The organism is Blastopirellula marina (assembly GCF_002967765.1).
Classification (GTDB): domain Bacteria; phylum Planctomycetota; class Planctomycetia; order Pirellulales; family Pirellulaceae; genus Bremerella; species Bremerella marina_A.
This window is the reverse complement of record NZ_PUHY01000012.1, coordinates 645,067-661,888: the sequence shown is the minus strand read 5'-3', so window position 1 is coordinate 661,888 and position 16,822 is coordinate 645,067. Positions and strand designations below refer to the sequence as shown.

Genomic DNA, 16,822 nt, shown 5'->3' with positions numbered 1-16,822 from the left:
ACAAGCAAACGACTAACGTTGGCTTACCTCGCCGCTGGCGATCGTGGCGTTGTTGCGATAGACGGTGATGTCGATCGTTTCGGAGACGAAACTAACGCTGCCATCGGCGTAAGCGAATTGCAGACCACCTGGGTGTTGGCTCATGAACGAGTAGTTATTCGGCCAGTCACCGGCTGCACAGATGAGATCGGCGATACGATTGCCGGTCTGACAGCTGGAATGCTGGGCTGGAGCATTCGGCGGAACGGCACAAGTCGCCGTGGTGCCGTTGAACCACCACCACCACGAATGCGTGCAATAGGCAGGAATCGCTTCGCCAATCATGTACGTGTTGGATGTACCATCGAGAATCGATGCCATCTTGGTCTTACTCCAACGCTGATTTCCGGTGTCTCCACCGCGAAAGAAAACGCCATTTCCAGCGTCCAGGCCGTTGTTCGTTGGTCCGAACGGTGTAACGGCGTGCGGACCGGTGCTCACTTGCCAGGTGCCCCAGGCCCAGTTCGCTCCGCATACGCCCTTGTAATTGTTGATCGCGATGTTCGCTCCACCATCGATGTTGGCACGTCCCGTACGGCGACCTTCGTCATTAAGACCATCGCTTGGGCACAGAAACGAATCAATCACTTGCTGAGCAACCCAAGCGTTGGAACCCTGAGTTGGATTGGAATGCCAAGGACTAGCCGAGTTTCTCGGGTCATTGCCAACGCCCCAGCGAGGGTCGATTTGATCGTACAAGTTAGCCTGTTCGATGAATGGCAAGACCTCACGCATCCAACTAGTACCGTTTCCGTTAACGTCGTATCCACCCTGTCGATAGCTCAAAGGGAATTGGCTGTATGTGTCGTGATAGTTGTGGCAAGCCAGCGCGAGTTGCTTCAGATGGTTTGAGCAAGTCATTCGTCGCGCGGCCTCTCTGGCTTGCTGAACGGCAGGCAGCAAGAGGGCGATGAGTACGCCAATGATGGCGATCACAACCAACAGTTCCACAAGCGTGAATCCTGTTCGCGAACGGGATGAGGCAGGAGGGCAAAGGGGCATCGCATTACTCCAAGAACAGAAAAATGAATAGCAGCCAAATGGCTTAAAACGTGATTGGAGGAATAACCCCGAAAGGGGGTTTGAAGTGGGGATCAGATTGACTGGGTGAGGAGAGATTGCCAAGTTTCTCCGAAATGGCGAATCGGGTCAACTTAATTCTTAAAAAAACGAATAATAGTGCATTCATTGTGAAAAGCGCTAATTATTGGCATTTTGTATAGATCTCGATTGTCGTATCGCTTAGTGCAAAATGGGCGCTACCCAAATTGCAATTTGTTTTATCGTCAGTTCGTTAGAACTTTCGAGGGAATACCAATTTCCAGATCGGGGGTGATTTCTGATCGAGCTAAAACTCAATTCGAAGCGAAGAGTATTTCAAATCTGAAGTAAGTGGATTCACGGATCGGTTGAATTTCCGTGTCCGTCGGACACCATTCTAGGTTCGCGAGATTTTCAGCGATCAGACTTGGTCAGCTTCTCGGCCAACATGGCGATGACTTCGTTCGCTTGCCCGCGCATCAATTTGACGCCGGAAGAAATCAGCGTAGTGGCGACGATCATCGGTAACAGCAAGAGAAAGAACGTCAGACCGTAGAGGATGGTCTGCATGAGATCAGGGGCGAGCTCGATTTGTTGTGCGTTTGCATTGGGTGCTTCCGCCTTTACCTTTTCAACTGCCAGCTCAGCCACCCGCTCAATCATCGCAGGTGGCTCGTCCCCAAAGACAACTTGAAACACGCTCTCCGCGAGATAAATTCCCAGTCCTGCCCCGACGACAACTAACAGCGTACCGACCATTAGCTTAAAGATGTCGAGTAGATTGGCTCCATCCGAACCACGGACTGCTTCATGCCGCAAATGATCGTTGTAGTCTTGGGGCATTCTTAAATTCCATTAACGGTTTGAGCCTTCCGCTTCGACGTATTGTTGTCGATTAGAGTTTGTTTTGCCATTGCCGGAGTTCAAGTTAAACAAAACGTTTCCTCCGCGAGGAATAATGTTGATGGCTGCATTCGAGGAGAGGAGTTTCTCGACTTCCATCACTTCCAGCGTTGCATCCATGATCTCGGGATCTGCCTTGCTAATCTCGTTCAGCATCTTGCCAACAATATCAGGTCGCATAGCACCCGCTTCTGCCATTTTTTGCGAGACTTCCTTGGCAGTTTCACTCTTAATCAAACCGACACGATTTTCACCATCTTGCTTCATGGCGCTGGTCACCTGAATCAATCGTTTGACGACCTTGTCAGTGATGTTGTGGACCATTTGCACATCGGTGAAGAAGACTTTGCGGATATAGACCGAGCCGAGTCGATAACCCCACTTCTCGCTTAAAGGAGAAACGGTCGCACGAACGGTACGGCTTAGACTGTGCCGGTCTTCCAGCATCTTGTCCATTTCGAGGTTCGAGAGCGTACTGATCGCACTCGAAGCGACGTTGGCTTGTAGCGAACCCTCTGGGTTCGTGTTGATGAATAGATAAGCAACGGGATCGTTCACTTCCATTTCGTACCAAAGGCCAACACCCATGGGCGTTCCTTCCTCTGAGTTGACCATCTGGCCGCGAAGATAGTGTTGCCGTAAAGCGGTGCTGACGACGTGTCGTTTGCCAAAGAACGGTACCAGGAGGGCACCAGTCCCAAAAATAGAAATCGGAAAGTGAAGACCTGGCTCGTCAATCGTGCCCATCACCTTTCCGAACAAGGTGTAAACGTGGGACTCACATTCTTTGACAACGACGTATAAACCAAACCCAGTGGCCAGTCGTAACAAGATCGGAATAAACGACAAACCAACGAAGAATCCAATAGCAACTAGTGTGGGGAACATTGCAAAAAGCTCTAGAGAAAGGTGTGTTGATTAGCAAGATCAATCTGGCGTCGACGTTACTTCGCTTCGTGCGTCTGGACGACACTTGTCGCACGAGCGAGAAGAGGCACACGCATGTCGCGAATGTACGCATGCAATGCCGTCGAGCCCCCTTCCGATTTGATTTGCGTGAGCGTGCGAGCTAATTCGCGAAGCGGTGCGACTTCAGCCTGGGCGTTGTTCGAGGCGATGTCGACGGCTCGCTTGCTCATCGTGATTTGTTGTTCCGCGTCGGCTTGGGCAGTGCTGATATCGGCTGCCACCTGGTTGCGCGTGCTATTGATTGCCGACAGTGCTCGGTCGACTTCCGGTGGAGGATCGATACTGGTAATCAGTGCGGCATCCAACTCCACACCATAGCGACCTGGTGTGCAGCGGCACTGCTCCTCCATGTAGGAATTAAGAAGTGGAAGGTTCTTGCGTAGGTCGTTGATGGAAACACCTTCCGATAGATCCACTGACGTTCGTGCGTCGTCATCCTCATCGCCTGGTTTGGCGAGCAAGCTGGCTCCTTTTGGATCGCTGAATGTCGCGATGCGTTCTCGAAGGACACTCACGAAGTATCCCATGATGTGCTCCAGCGGGCTTTCGACGCCGAACAGGAACGCGTACATGTTGTTCTCGCTCACTCGGTAACGGATCTGACCGTTAACGCCGGTGGTGAGATTGTCCTTCGTGACGGCCTCGATGGTTTCTTGCTTTTTAGTGGGGTCCCATACCAAGTCAACGCTGCGTGTGGCCACGCTCACCTTATGAACCTGCTGCCACGGCATTTTGAAGTAGGGACCGCCGGGGCCAACTACGCGCACCTTGGGATAGGTATAGCGCTTCTTTTCTTCGTCGGTAAGATTCGGATCGTCCAGTGGTTCACTGAAATCGTTAGACAATCGATCGGCTCTGCCAAACGTCGTAATCACGGCCCGTTGGTCTGGTGGGATCACGTAAAACCCCGTCAAAACCACGCGGAAAAAGACGTACATCATGAAGCCTAAAGTCAGCCCCACTACAAACTCGATCATGGTGAATCCCCAAATATCAAACGACGGTCGAGACAAGACCTGTGAAAATGTAGCACCGCCTCAGTGCCTCGCTACGATGTTATCGAACGAGGGTAGGGTTGCAATGATTTGCCCCTCTGTAGGGCTTGTGCTGCCGTCGAGTTTAGGGATCCCCAAACTGACGTAACCAAACGGACTGCTCATCTATTCGCACTCGAGCAGATAATCTTGTTTTTAAGTTGGTGAGCTGAGCGGCGAACGAAACAGTTTAGAGTCACAAAAAAAGATCCGCCAAAACATAGTGCTTATGAGTTGCCTCCAAGATAGATCTCAGCGCGGAACTGACGAAACTCAATTGCCCAAGTACACGACGCGAGGAACATTCGTAGCAACATTTCGGCCTGTATCTTCGAGAAATCCAATCTGCGGATGAGATCAGCGATCCTCTGAGTTAGAATCGGTTATGCGTGCGGTTTTTGGGGAGGAACCGGAGGAGAAGTATTCATTTCACAGTACTACGAAACCGATGACGAGAACTGACTTTCCAATCGATCGTTTGCTAAGTAAGTATGGTCTACAGCGTCACGCCAATTTGATTCACGAAGGATTGGAACCTGCGGTCCGGATGAATGTCGGCAGCAAGGCAGGAAGGTCGCTACGGATTGGGACATCAAAATTTGGTGGTCTGCCACATTTGGCGGAGGGAACCTTTTGGCCGGTCCGACATGACATCGATCATCCCCTCCAGTTTCTGGCCCAAATCCATCTTGCTGATCTACCTGAAACTGCTTTGCTACCTAACGATGGCTGGCTTTATTTTTGGTTCGATATCATGGCCCATTGGCAGTCCGCCAATACACGTTTGCCGCCGCCCAAACCGCTCGAGTACCCATATGGTGTGGTTACTTACGCGCCGGAAGAAGCTCCCCTGATCAGGTCAGATTTCCCAGAACTGGTCGAACCTTCAATAGCCGCTAATAAGAAAGTGCCGCATTACGAGTCCCCGCGTTTTTGTCCCTACACCGAACATCGCGTTACATTCCGTCGAGCGATGTCGATGAAAAAGGACTCGTTGAATTTGTTGTTTAAGCGGGCCGACGAACTGGTCGATGCCCATGCGGACTCCGACGAATGGGACCGAGCTTTGGAAATGGTCGAGGAAATGCATGGCGTTACCGCCGGTAAACCTGCCAGTGATCATCGTTTGCTGGGATCGGTCTATGAGCCGATGGGAGCAGACATGCGAGTCCACGCTCAGCGCTTCTATGCGCAGCGCTTTGGCGAAACGCCCAGTGACGACCTCAAATCATGGATCATGCTGGCCAAATTCGACAGCGACGATTCGATCCATCGCCAGGCATCCGATGCCGGCTGGCTATGGGGTGATGCTGGATCGCTATGTTATTGGATTCGGCGTGAGGATTTAGCAAATGCGGATTTCGAGAAAGCCGTGGCCGTGATTGGCAATGCAGGGTGAGTATTGGCGCCAATGTACTCACTGGTAACGAACGTGTTCTTTACTAATCATTGATCCAAGGCTTCGTAATTCCATACGAATCCCACTGTTGCGGATCGGCCAACATTGCTTCCTGATAAACGAGAAACCGTTTGATGTGACCAGAGAGCGTGAGCTCGATCTGAATTTCGTGCGAGGGAAATTCATAGAAGATAATCGACTCGTCTTCGTCTGTATCGATCCAGTACCACTCGCCTAGGGTCTCCGCCAAGTTCTCTTGCGTCAATTGTAGGTAGTCGAGCGGTTCTCCCTGCCAGAGGAGTTCACCACGATACGGTTGGAATTTGTCCCCTTCTTCATCCAGCAACACGATTGTGAATCCGCTGATGGAATTCTCATTCGATCGCTCAATGGCAACTCCCAAATCGTAGTAGCAATGCGAGCCAAACTCGACGGCATCGTCTCGGCCTAACTCCGAGACGCGATCGAAACTTGCTCCTAGCGGAAGTCCCTTAAATTCCGGAACATCGAGGGACGCCGACAGGCTCAAGTGCGCGGAACGCTGCCAATCGTTGGTAGGATTACCGCGGCGAAACAGAAAATCGAACATAAAGAGGCACGCATGAAGTTTGAGGGGCGATATCGACTACGTCCGAGCCAGCTTCTGGGTATGAACCACATCGACCACTTTGCCTCGATCTGATAAGGCCAAATGAAAACGGTCTTTACCTGCCAGACGGTGGAGCGACATATGGTATGACTCAGTCGACTTGGCGAGGAATGGCCTCTTCTCAGGTCCTTCTGGACTACGGATTTTACCCCACGAACCATCCCCAAGATACAACACGCCACGGTCATTTACCAAACCATCGAGCATACGATGCGTTCGTTTGAAAGCATGATCGTGATGCTCCAACGCAGCATCGACGTTGTAGCGCTCCAGCAGCGGACTCCAGTGCTTTCGCATCGACGCGTGAAGCTTGTCGTCAGCGCTTCTTACACATGGGTACATCGGTACGTGATTCACCAAGAAAACGTTTGGATGATCTTCTCGCTGCTTCAATTGACGCTCGAGCCAATCGGTTTGATCGCCTGAGATCTGCGAGGTGTGACCGGTGTCCATCAACACGAGCGAGAGATAGTCACCAAAATCGAGCGTGGCATAACCGGTATCGGAATACAACCCATCGAACATGGCATAGAAGAACGGGGCTTCGTTGCGAGTTTTGTAGTAAAAGCCGACGGTCTCGTGATTGCCAATGCATGCAACTAAAGGAATTAGGTGGCCGCGTTCATCACGCAGGTCGGCCGAATAGTTGTCGATGAACTTCAGGAAGACCTTAGCGGAAGCACCGTTCTCATATGCCAAGTCACCTCCCAAAATCACGAACCGAGGCGATTGAATGGCGGCCAGTTTATTCGTACGGCGTGCAGCACTTCCTGAACCGCTGTCGCCGCCAGAGACGAACGTGATTTCATCGGTTGCTTCGGCAGGCATCGTTCGAATGCTCTCCTGCTTTGAGTCGAGGCCGACACGAATCCGATAGGTCGCGTCGGAGGCCAGACCGGTAAGCTCGGCCCGAAACTGCCACAGGTCCGTGTGAGGAAAGCGACGTGCCTTATGCGGGACTTCGCGCCAAGTTTTGTGTCCGCTTTGCCGGTACCACAGATTGCGCATGAGTCCGTCTTGTTCGTTTTCACCAAGCCACTGCAAGGTCATGGTGGTCGTTGGATCTTGCGACCAAGTCGCCATCAATGCCCGAGGATGAAATATCGGATTCTCAGCAAACTTTGGGGCACCCAGGGCATAACCATCCGGCCCAATCAATTGCGTGATACCACCGGCGAGAATCAAGGAAGAAGACTGCAGAAATAAGCGTCGGTCCAAAGTCACGAATCACGGCCTCTTAAATACCGGTAGGAAGGGAAGGTGAAGGCATGCTATTCCGACCTAGCACACCTCTCAACCCATAGCCTGGGGATAAGGTACCAAGATGAGCCATTTCTTATGTTGCAGTGAGTGTCATAACGTGAAAAGAAAAACGGATCGATCTACTCCTATCGTTGTCTGCGCAAGTAACTCAACTTTGCTAGGGACCGACTTGCCACGAATCGTGGGCTTCCGTTGGTCGCCCCTGTTGGATAGGCGGCGCAGGCGTCAGTAGTATTCCGACGCACTACCTACTTATTGGTGACTCGTTCGTATTTTTCGCTTGCTAGATCGAGCGAAACCCAACCGCCAAACGAGTAACTGGAAGCGACATAACCAGCTTCTTGCAATCGTTTGTCAGTAAAACCATGGTTGAGACCGATTGCCAGAATTTCTAACGAATCAAGTTGCTCAAGTAGCGAGAGATCATCGATCTCAAATCCGGTGTTGGTTAGTGCTAAACGCTTCAAGTTCTTCAGACGTGTCAAGAATTTGACCCCTTCGCCGGTGATCCAACTTCGATTGAGATTCAGCGTTTCCAGGCTACTCAGTTTGCCAACAACAGGCATGATCTCGTCATGAACATTAGCCCCTTCCAGGCACAAGACCTTGAGTTTCGTCAAACGCTCCAGCCCCTTGTATTGTTCAGGGTGAAAACGAACCTTGGTGTTTTTAAAACGCATATGGAGTTCTTCTAGCGATTCGATTTGAAGCACAGACAGCAGACACTGTTCGGTCAAGCTGCTATCGAATCCGCACATCTCGTCCGTGTCGAGCTTCTTCAAGTGCTTCAGCTGAACCAGTGCCGCCATCGCTTCATCCGAGTTGCGTGGGAGTGATCGCAAGGTCAACGATTCGAGCGTGGCGATCTTACCCAAACGGCGAACGCCGGCTGGGGTATGCTGCGCACTGTTGGGATTGAACATGACATCGACATCAATCGACAGCGATGTGAGGTTAGGAAACTGCGATAGCTTCGCCAAGTGGGCATCGGACGCATCCTCTCCAGTTAAGTCGATGTGAGTGATTGAATCGATAACCGCAAACCTGGCAAGCTGATCGGCTGAGATGCCAGAATTGTCCAGGGTCAACGTTTCCAGCGTGTCGTAGTTCAGCAAGCACTTCAGCGTTTCCTCTTGCAGAGGATAACTATGTTCAAACCACATCCAGCGAACATGCTTGAGATTAGGCAGCACCGATACCAACTGGTTCGGATCAGGCCGAGTACTCTCGTCCCGTTCATCCTGGTGCCTTAGCCCGACCGAGACAACGTGCGAGAAAATATGATCGCCAAACAGATAACGAAACAGGTAAGGTCCATTCGGCGTTGGAGGCGTCGGGCTGAGAATCGCCTCTTCTTGGTAGTCGTAATGGGCCCAGCCATGCTGCTCTAATATTTTCTTGACGGCCGCCTCTTCCCGCTTCATCTCCAGCCACTTCGGCCCGATCCACCCGAGAAGCACGCACAGGATTGTCATCAGCACCAGCAAGGCCCGCAGGCTGAAGCTAAGCCAGCGGCGGCGGGGTTGGGAGATCACTTCGGTCATCCGCTAATCGATTCTCACCTCCGGTACAAACGAATCGAAATCAACCTGAGGTGCCACCAAGGAATCAGCGTCACCATAACCAGCGTTGCCTGTACCAAAATTGTCAATGCCAAAAGGCCTCCAACGACCGCTCTTACTGAACTGCATATCGAGCGTACCACCTAATTGAAGATGCGACAGTGAGGGCATCTTGGAGAGTCGGTTGAGGCCGTCCATGGTGATTGTTGCCCCGGGAATATTCAAACTTTCGAGGCCCGAAAGCGCATCGAGCTGATCGATGCCGACATCGGTGATCGCTGTGCCATCACACGTGATCTGTTGCAGGTTGGTAAGTCCGCCCAGGATCTCGCAGGAGTGGTCGTCGAAGGAAACAAACGGGAGATGCAGATTTCGTAGTTGTCGCAATTTGCGTAGTTGTTCGAGCCCTTCGGAAGTATTCTGAATCATATCACGCGAGCCGACGAATCGTAATTCTTGCAGGGCCGTCAATTGTCCGATGCCTTCCCATGTCGTGTCGGTCAAAGGTAACTGCACAAGTGTGAGTGATTCCAGCAGCACCACACCGCCGAGCTCTTTCAGACCTTCGTCGGTCACATTCGCAAAACCTCCCAGATGCAAGTAGCGCAAACGAGGGCAATCCTTCAGAGAACGCAATCCTTCGTCCGTCAACGAACCATTGCCCATTTTCAACCAGGTTAGGCCAGGAAAATGTTTTAGTAGGGCAATGTTCTTGTCGTTTGCGGCTTCGGAATAGAGTTGTAACCCTTGCAGCGCACTCAGCGATTTGATTCTAGTCAGCTCCTTCGGCGTGATGTTCGTCGAATAGATTCGGACTTCGCTGAGCGACTGCATCGCCAACAGGGTCTGAGCCGTTTCTTTTGTGATTTCTGCTCCGGATAGCACTAGACTTTGGATCGTATGTAATTCGGCAAGATCTTCGAGGAGTACGCTATGATCGCCTTCTTGCAGGCTGACGGCGTCGATGTCACGCAGGTGAAACTCGGGACCAAACCACCAGGCGAGCAGCCTTTCTTTGAATCCGCGCGGGTCTGCGTTAGTATTCGCTACGTCGTATTCAAATCCGGAAATTGAGTAATGGCCACCGGCGCTTACGATTCGTTCGATCAGTGCTTTTCGTTGTCGATATTGATAGACGTCGCGTCCTAACCAACCCAGTAGCACACAAACAAGCGTAATCAGGACCAGCATCGCCCGCAGGCTAAAGCTGATCCAGCGGCGTTTTCTTCGGGGATTTTTAGTGGGAACTTCGTTCATGATTGTGTTGGATCAGAGTACATTGAAGGGCTCCTCATCGATCGTAGCGAAGTCTTTCCGTCGATGCCACAAATTGTTGGACTTCGATTCCTGCCAAAACCATTTCCTTCTCGCGAGCCCCAGCCATGTTGCGTTTCATGTCGATCGTTCTTGCTGCCATTAGCACGACGATTCTTTCGGCGGAAGAGCCTGACTCGGTGAAGTTTCAAAAGATCGTGCTGACCGATGCTTACTACTGCGATGGTATCCAAGCCGGCGACATCAACCGGGATGGCCACACCGACATTGTGGCGGGGCCATTCTGGTATGCCGGGCCGACGTTTAAGAAGGCCCACGAGTTCTATCCGGCTGCGAAGCTACCCCCGGAAGTGAGCCCGTCGAACAGCATGTTCAGCTTTGTGCACGACTTCTCTGGCGACGGCTGGCTTGACATCTTAGTCTTGGGGCGAGTTCACAAGCATGCCGCCTATTGGTACGAAAATCCTGGCCAGCACGAGGCCGCTTGGAAGAAGCATTTCGCCTTCGAGCGTGTCCGCGGCGAGTCCCCTACCCTGGTCGATTTGCATGGCGATGGTCACGTGCAAGTGATCTGTCATTGGGAGGGCCAATGGGGCTGGATCGAAGCGAACGAGACCGAGCCTCGCCGGCCTTGGCGGTTTCAGCCGATGGGCGAAAAAGGAGACTGGCCGCAGTTCTACCACGGGGAAGGCGTCGGCGACATCAACGGCGATGGCCGCACTGACCTGGTGATCAACGATGGATGGTACGAGCAGCCTTCCGAGCGAAACACATTGTGGAAGTTCCACGCGCAGAAGTTTTCGACCGACCGCGGCGGCGCGCAGATTTTTTGTGACGACGTCGACGAAGATGGAGACACCGATGTGATCACCGCGCTGAACGGGCACGAGTGGGGCCTGGCCTGGTTCGAGCAGATCAACGTGGAAGGAAAGCGAACGTTCCGGCAGCACACGATCATGGGTAACCGCAGCGAAGAAGCCCAATACGGAGTCGCCTTCAGTCAGCCCCACGCGTTGGACTTGGCCGACATCAACGGGGATGGCAAAAAGGATATCGTCATCGGTAAACGCCGCTGGGCCCATGGACCAGAAGGAGACGTCGAACCGAGCGCCCCACCGGTGGTCTATTGGTTCGAGCGCACGTTAACGAAAGATGACGAAGTGAAATTCGTCCCACACCTGATCGACGACAACTCCGGCGTCGGCACGCAGATTCAAGCCACCGATGTCAATGGAGATGGACGAACGGATGTGCTAACCGCCTCGAAGCTGGGTAGTTTCCTGTTTTTGAACGAAGGGGCGAAGTAGCGGGTTATTGAAAGGGATCTTTCATTTCAAGAGACTTGGTTGTTTTGGCCTCGGCATCGAAGGGAACAAACGGATCGTTGTAAACGTCGGCGAATGCTGGAGGAAGTGGTTCCTTGAGGGGCGGTAAGGGGCGACTCGGTGGTGGTTGATAGTTATTGACGAACGTATCGTCAATTGGTTGTTTCGTGTTCAACCAAATGGTGTCTTTCATGATGGAAATAGAACGGTCGCATCCATCCAGTGGCGAAAGTTCGTAACTTCGCCAGTCACCAAAATCAACGTCGGGGTCATCCGCTGAAATTCTTGCATCCCGAAGGACTGGCATTTTGGCCAGTGTGCTGGCACAGAAGTTCGTAATAGAAGTCCCATTTGCGCTAAAGGACTCCAGTTTGGGTAAATCGAGCAGTGCTACCAGTCCGTCGTTGGTAATCTGCTTGGAATCGTCGATTCGAATTTGTTCCAAGCTCTGAGCACGAGCCAGCGACACCAGGGCATGATCGGAAAGTGTCGTGCTACGGAGAGTCAAATCTCTCAGGTTCTTGAATCTCGCGACTTGTTCTATTACCGCGTCGGTGGCACTGTTGCCGGTTAGATACAAGGTATCCAAAGAATCAATTGCGGCGATTCTTTGCATTTGATCCGGAGTGATTTGGACATCGTCCAGTGTGATACTTTTTAGTTTACGAAGACGCGAAATCGCTTCGATCGAGGCGTCGGTTAACGCAATGTTTGCGATCGACAGTTCTTCTAGCCGTGAGAAGGTAGCGATTCTTGGCAAGACCAGGTTCGCATCATCGGCCCAACGCAAGTCGGCAATCGTGATGTAGGAATAGATGTTCTTTCCTAAGATCTTGCGAGCCAACCAATGCCCGTTAGGTTCGCGTTGTTTGAGTTCGATTCGAACCAAGCAGAGATGAGCGGGTGGTGGAACTTCGTACACATAGTCATAGCGCGTTCGTCCCCCGTTCAGTTGAATATCGTAAACTAAAGATTCTTCCGCACGAGCGCGATAGAGATCGCGACCGATCCACCCAAGTAGACAACTGACCAGCAGCGTGAACAACATCAGACCCCGGATGCTGAAGCTCAGCCAGCGGCGACGAGCAGGCTTTGGTTGTCGGACGGGCTGTGCATCTTGAGTCTGGGTCACTTAGAAAATGCCCCCTTCACCAGTTGGGTTTACTTCTGGCGATTCATCGGTCTCGTCATCGAGCAGTTCGACGCTCTGCATTCTTCTTCTCGCCGGTATGAAAGTTAACACGTGATCTAATTGCCACTTCGAACGTCCTCCGATATCCAGATGTTCTAGAAAAGTGGATGTCGTCAGAGACCGAATTGCATTCGCAGAAACCTGGCAGCCTGGAATTGATAGGTCGTTTAAGTTTGGAAGTGATTCGAGATGCTTCAGCCCAGCGTCGGTGACTTTACTTCCTTCACACGAAATAACTTCAATTGAAGGGAGCTTACTGAGAATTTCAAGCGAATTGTCATCAAACTTCGCACTTGGTATCGACAACCTAGTAAGAGATGTCAACTTGCAAAGATAATTCAATCCTTCATTTGAGATGGAAAGATTCACGGCATTGGTATCAATCTTCAGATCGGATAGGGAGGTCATCTCGCTGATCGCCTCCAAGGCTTGATCGTCGACGGAGAAGTCGTGAATGCGCAACGTTTGACATTGGTTGAGACTTGCCAGAGCAACTAGTTCGGCTTTTCCAATAGGTTGTAACGATTCTGAACCCACGTCAAATTCAATAAGTCCTCGAACGTTACCTAACGAGGCGATACACTCTTTGGTTAGGTGGTCGCATCGAATCGTGATGGATTCAAGTCTTGGAAAGTGAGCCAGAGCTGCGAGGTAGTCTGGCGTTCCCTGAAAATTTATCGTTGTAAGACTCGGCAATTTACTCAACCGCTTCAACTGCGAAGGAGTGATCTCGGTATGGTAGAACGACAATCGCTCCAACGACCTCAATTGAGCGATCGCATCGACCGAAACATCGCTGATCTTCCCACGTCCGATAGTTAAGCTATTCAATTCCGGAAGGCCAACAAACTGAGTAAGGAGACTTTCTTTTTCCGAGCTGAAAAACTCGACCGAATGAATATGATCATAAAGATTCTCGCCATACGCCCAGACCATCCATTGCTGATAGCGAGTCAAGGATGAGCCAAAAGGATCGCTGAACTGTGAAACGAATGGATCATCAGACCAAATACGCCCGTTCCAATATACATTCCCTCCTGTTGCCTCAATCTGTTTGGAAATCGATTTCTCCCGGCTGTGCTGATAGATATCTCGACCTAGCCACCCCAGCAAGACCGCGAAAAGTAAGACCATAAACATGAGCCCCCGGATGCTGAAGCTCAGCCAGCGGCGGCGTTTGGGTCGTTGTTTGGTAGAAGAAGTCGAATCGGACATGGCGCTGGGAATCGTGGGAGGAGAAAACGCTGGGCGGACTTCGGTTGATGGTACGCCATTCGAGCGGATTGGTCGAAAAGAATGCATTAGTTTTTGGTGGTGGAATTCATGACCTATTCGGAAGGTTGTTCGGGGAGTATCAGGTCGTCGGGATCGAAGCTGATGAGATCTTCCTCGATGTGGACGACGCGGACCAAGTCTTCACGTGGCCCATCAGGTGGAAACAGCTTGCCACGAACTTGCTGCCGGGTGTCGAGACGAATCAGGCCCCAGGGATAGTACGCCAACTTTAGTTTACCTGGTGTGATCTCCAAGTTATCTAAGTTGGTCATAGTCCGCAGGCTATCGACGCACCCTTCATCGATCTGCGTTCCGGAAGCAAAAAACCGGGTGAGATGGGGTAGGCTTTCCAGTGTTTGAAAACCGTCATTAGTAATCTCAGGGGCATCTTCCAAAACCAACTCGTTCAAGGTCGTTATCTTCGCGATCGTCGGCATGGCGGCATCGGTCATAGGTGTCTCCCGCAGCGTCAGCGACTTCAAACCGGGGAACTGAAGCAGTACATCGACGCTGCTGTCGGACAATTCGTTCGCTTGTAGTTGAAGTGCCTCGATACCCTGGCACTGAGCCAACTCCCACAAAATGATTGGCGAGCAAGGGCTGAGGTCCAAGCGGCATTGCTGCAGATCGGGGAGCTGCTTAAGCGTTTCAACTAACGACTCGCTCGCAACTGTGGTGGGCAGAAGCAAATACTTCAGCCGCGTGAAATGCTGTAGCCGCGGTATCAAGACTTCTGGGTTTTCGACATCTCGAAGGTCGACACACGTCACGTAGGAATAGATGTTATCTCCCAGCAATTTGCGCACCCACCAATCGCCGGTTGGTTCGACTCGCTGACCCACCATGCCATACTCGTCTGGCTGCCAGTAATCGTAGATCGCTTCACCACCAGCTTCATGAATCGCACGCTCGACGGCCGACTCCCGCATTGAGCGAACGACGTCTCGACCGACCCAGGACAACGGAATCGAAATTAATAGAACCAAGACCATCAGCGTTCGCATGCTGTATTTCAGCCAGCGACCGCGCGGTCTAGGACAAGATTCGTCGGACTCGAACATTTCGGCTCGAAATGGCTAAGGAGGTGGATGCTTGGAAGTAGCTAACTCGCAGGGTTCTGGTCTGATCGTAGCGAATATCTCGATCGATCGCCAAGATTTTGACCGTGTCGCCCTCTGCCTCCAGCGGTCATGACCTACGTTTTCAAAGCGACATGCCGTCAGCAAGACAGGGAACGGTCGTATCGACTTTGTGGACAGCACCGGCGATACGAGACGATGTTCCGCCAAGAGAGAAACGGGGAATATGCTCGAAATCGAAGATCAAATGCTGGATGCACTCCGGATGTTGCTCCGTTTTCTCGAGAAGCCGGTGGAGGGATTAAACGAGACGATCCGCGTGGCATGTCTTAAAGAGGTCAAAGATCTGGGCGATCGAACCCAGCGGCATGGCATCATGCCCCATCCTTCGCAGCGCGATCCCTTGATCCTGCAGCATTTGCTCCCCAAAGATACCTTCCCACTGCCAATCGCCGTGGCCGTGGAGCGGTATTTGGAAATGTACGAAAAGGCAGAACTTCCGACGCACAATCGCCCCATCGTCGACGTGATTCGGACGTCATCCAAGATTCCGCTGACCCGCGTGCGAAACATCACATGGGAAGGCTTCACGTTCGAAGGGAGCACGATCGGTCGCTTTCTGACGTGGGCTCACTTGGTCAGCAACATCGATCTGAACAACGCTCGTCTGGCCGACAAGATGGAAGCGGAAGGGATGCAGCCGTTGTACGAACATGATACGTCCTCGCTGCAGTACAAGTTGTACTCGCGGTGGAATCTTTGTGACTCGATACCGAGCTACTGCCAAAGCGTCGATCAAGCCGAGTCAATCTTCATGGTGCTGCACCCTGATAGCCCAGCGCTCGACTTGCTGGTTCACTTCCAGTTCATGCTCACCAACTGGATCGAATCGCATGCCAAACGACGTGATTTGAGCTTGCGTGATGGGGTCATTAGTTACTGCACCGATCTTTCGGCGGAGGTGTTTGGCGAGTTGATGCCACCACTCTCGCAGATCTTGGTCGTCGATTACCGAAACCACTCGCTGTACCATTTTGGAAGTAGCCACAACATCGTCCAACGAATGATGCGTCTGGGGCATCCAGAGTATGCTTAACCGCGCGAACTATTACCTTGGGGTTCTTTTGTTCGTGACGAACCGCGTTGGATTTAAAACGTATATCCACTAAAAAGAAGACATCCAAACCTACGCCCTACCCTTCCGTTTCCTTACAGGAGTCCCGCCATGCTCAATGCTTACCGAATGACGTCTTGGACTACCCTCCCAGTGCTGGCGCTGGCAGTTGCTGTTTCGGGGTTTATCGCTGATGCCGCTTTCGGACAAGATCGCCGCTCGGACGACGATTTCCGCAGCGACCGTATCGACCGTGTCCGACAGGAACGCGAGGCGCGCGATCGCGAATCGGATCGCCAAATGGATAGGGAACGTCCCGAACGACGTGAGATAGATGATCGCCCTCGGGACGAGCGGATGGATTGGGAGCGTCGCCAACGAGAAATGCAAATGCATCGAACCGAGATGGAGATGCATCACCTACATGTCGAACGGATTGCTTCACAGGCTCGGATTGCGAACGACGAAGTCCTGGCGGCATCGTTTGCGTTAGAACACCTTCCAGAACTGGTTCGTAATCCACAAGAGCGTCGCGAGATCATGATCGACATGATGCATGATTCCGACAATCCAGCTATCAAGCGACTGATTCGAATGAAGCTCATTGAATACACTATGCATTCCGATCGTCGTGACGAAGCCTTGGAGCATGTCCGTGCGTTGATCCTCCAACGTCCCGAATGAGCTTGACTGCGAAAGCCTA

General features: G+C 52.0%; 15 protein-coding genes. 4 read left to right on the top strand and 11 right to left on the bottom strand.

The window, feature by feature from the left end:
- Positions 1-12 precede the first annotated feature (12 nt).
- From C5Y83_RS19160 to C5Y83_RS19145, 4 genes are all read right to left on the bottom strand, one after another.
- The gene (locus C5Y83_RS19160) at positions 13-990 is read right to left on the bottom strand and encodes a DUF1559 domain-containing protein (protein ID WP_233207283.1); all 978 of its coding nucleotides are present in this window, start codon (positions 988-990) and stop codon (positions 13-15) included.
- 504 nt (positions 991-1,494) lie between these two features.
- The gene (locus tag C5Y83_RS19155) at positions 1,495-1,923 is read right to left on the bottom strand and encodes a hypothetical protein (protein ID WP_105331358.1); all 429 of its coding nucleotides are present in this window, start codon (positions 1,921-1,923) and stop codon (positions 1,495-1,497) included.
- A 12-nt stretch (positions 1,924-1,935) separates the two neighbouring features.
- On the bottom strand, positions 1,936-2,871 hold the full coding sequence (locus tag C5Y83_RS19150) for an SPFH domain-containing protein (RefSeq protein WP_105331357.1): 936 nt from the start codon (positions 2,869-2,871) through the stop codon (positions 1,936-1,938).
- A gap of 56 nt (positions 2,872-2,927) precedes the next feature.
- Complete coding sequence (locus tag C5Y83_RS19145; RefSeq protein ID WP_233207282.1) at positions 2,928-3,929, bottom strand: SPFH domain-containing protein; 1,002 nt, start codon at positions 3,927-3,929, stop codon at positions 2,928-2,930.
- A gap of 505 nt (positions 3,930-4,434) precedes the next feature.
- On the opposite strand from C5Y83_RS19145, the gene C5Y83_RS19140 reads away from it, so the two are divergent.
- Positions 4,435-5,385 carry a DUF1963 domain-containing protein gene (locus C5Y83_RS19140; protein ID WP_158262414.1) on the top strand — a complete coding sequence of 317 codons (951 nt, stop codon included), beginning with the start codon at positions 4,435-4,437 and terminating at the stop codon, positions 5,383-5,385.
- 43 nt (positions 5,386-5,428) lie between these two features.
- On the opposite strand, the gene C5Y83_RS19135 is transcribed toward C5Y83_RS19140, so the two are convergent.
- The 4 genes from C5Y83_RS19135 to C5Y83_RS19120 form a co-directional block, all read right to left on the bottom strand.
- Positions 5,429-5,974 carry a hypothetical protein gene (locus C5Y83_RS19135; RefSeq protein WP_105331355.1) on the bottom strand — a complete coding sequence of 182 codons (546 nt, stop codon included), beginning with the start codon at positions 5,972-5,974 and terminating at the stop codon, positions 5,429-5,431.
- Positions 5,975-6,010: 36 nt separating this feature from the next.
- A complete protein-coding gene (locus tag C5Y83_RS19130) occupies positions 6,011-7,258 on the bottom strand; it encodes a purple acid phosphatase family protein (protein WP_105331354.1) in 1,248 nt (415 codons plus the stop codon).
- A gap of 287 nt (positions 7,259-7,545) precedes the next feature.
- Positions 7,546-8,841 carry a hypothetical protein gene (locus C5Y83_RS19125; protein WP_105331353.1) on the bottom strand — a complete coding sequence of 432 codons (1,296 nt, stop codon included), beginning with the start codon at positions 8,839-8,841 and terminating at the stop codon, positions 7,546-7,548.
- Positions 8,842-8,844: 3 nt separating this feature from the next.
- A complete protein-coding gene (locus tag C5Y83_RS19120; RefSeq protein WP_146117836.1) occupies positions 8,845-10,116 on the bottom strand; it encodes a hypothetical protein in 1,272 nt (423 codons plus the stop codon).
- A gap of 137 nt (positions 10,117-10,253) precedes the next feature.
- On the opposite strand from C5Y83_RS19120, the gene C5Y83_RS19115 reads away from it, so the two are divergent.
- The gene (locus C5Y83_RS19115) at positions 10,254-11,441 is read left to right on the top strand and encodes an FG-GAP repeat domain-containing protein (RefSeq protein ID WP_158262413.1); all 1,188 of its coding nucleotides are present in this window, start codon (positions 10,254-10,256) and stop codon (positions 11,439-11,441) included.
- 4 nt (positions 11,442-11,445) lie between these two features.
- Here the strand turns inward: C5Y83_RS19115 and C5Y83_RS19110 are convergent, their stop codons facing one another.
- The 3 genes from C5Y83_RS19110 to C5Y83_RS19100 all read right to left on the bottom strand — a co-directional run bounded on the left by C5Y83_RS19110 (position 11,446) and on the right by C5Y83_RS19100 (position 14,930).
- Positions 11,446-12,591 (bottom strand): leucine-rich repeat domain-containing protein, encoded by a 1,146-nt coding sequence (locus C5Y83_RS19110; RefSeq protein WP_105331350.1) that lies wholly within the window; start codon positions 12,589-12,591, stop codon positions 11,446-11,448.
- Complete coding sequence (locus tag C5Y83_RS19105; RefSeq protein ID WP_146117835.1) at positions 12,592-13,866, bottom strand: hypothetical protein; 1,275 nt, start codon at positions 13,864-13,866, stop codon at positions 12,592-12,594.
- A gap of 113 nt (positions 13,867-13,979) precedes the next feature.
- Positions 13,980-14,930, bottom strand: a complete 951-nt coding sequence (locus C5Y83_RS19100; protein WP_105331348.1) for a hypothetical protein — start codon at positions 14,928-14,930, stop codon at positions 13,980-13,982.
- A 301-nt stretch (positions 14,931-15,231) separates the two neighbouring features.
- On the opposite strand from C5Y83_RS19100, the gene C5Y83_RS19095 reads away from it, so the two are divergent.
- Positions 15,232-16,101, top strand: coding sequence for a hypothetical protein (locus tag C5Y83_RS19095; protein ID WP_105331347.1), 870 nt, complete (start codon positions 15,232-15,234; stop codon positions 16,099-16,101).
- A 129-nt stretch (positions 16,102-16,230) separates the two neighbouring features.
- Positions 16,231-16,803: a hypothetical protein gene (locus tag C5Y83_RS19090; protein WP_105331346.1), complete on the top strand. Its 573-nt coding sequence runs from the start codon at positions 16,231-16,233 to the stop codon at positions 16,801-16,803.
- Positions 16,804-16,822: the final 19 nt, after the last annotated feature.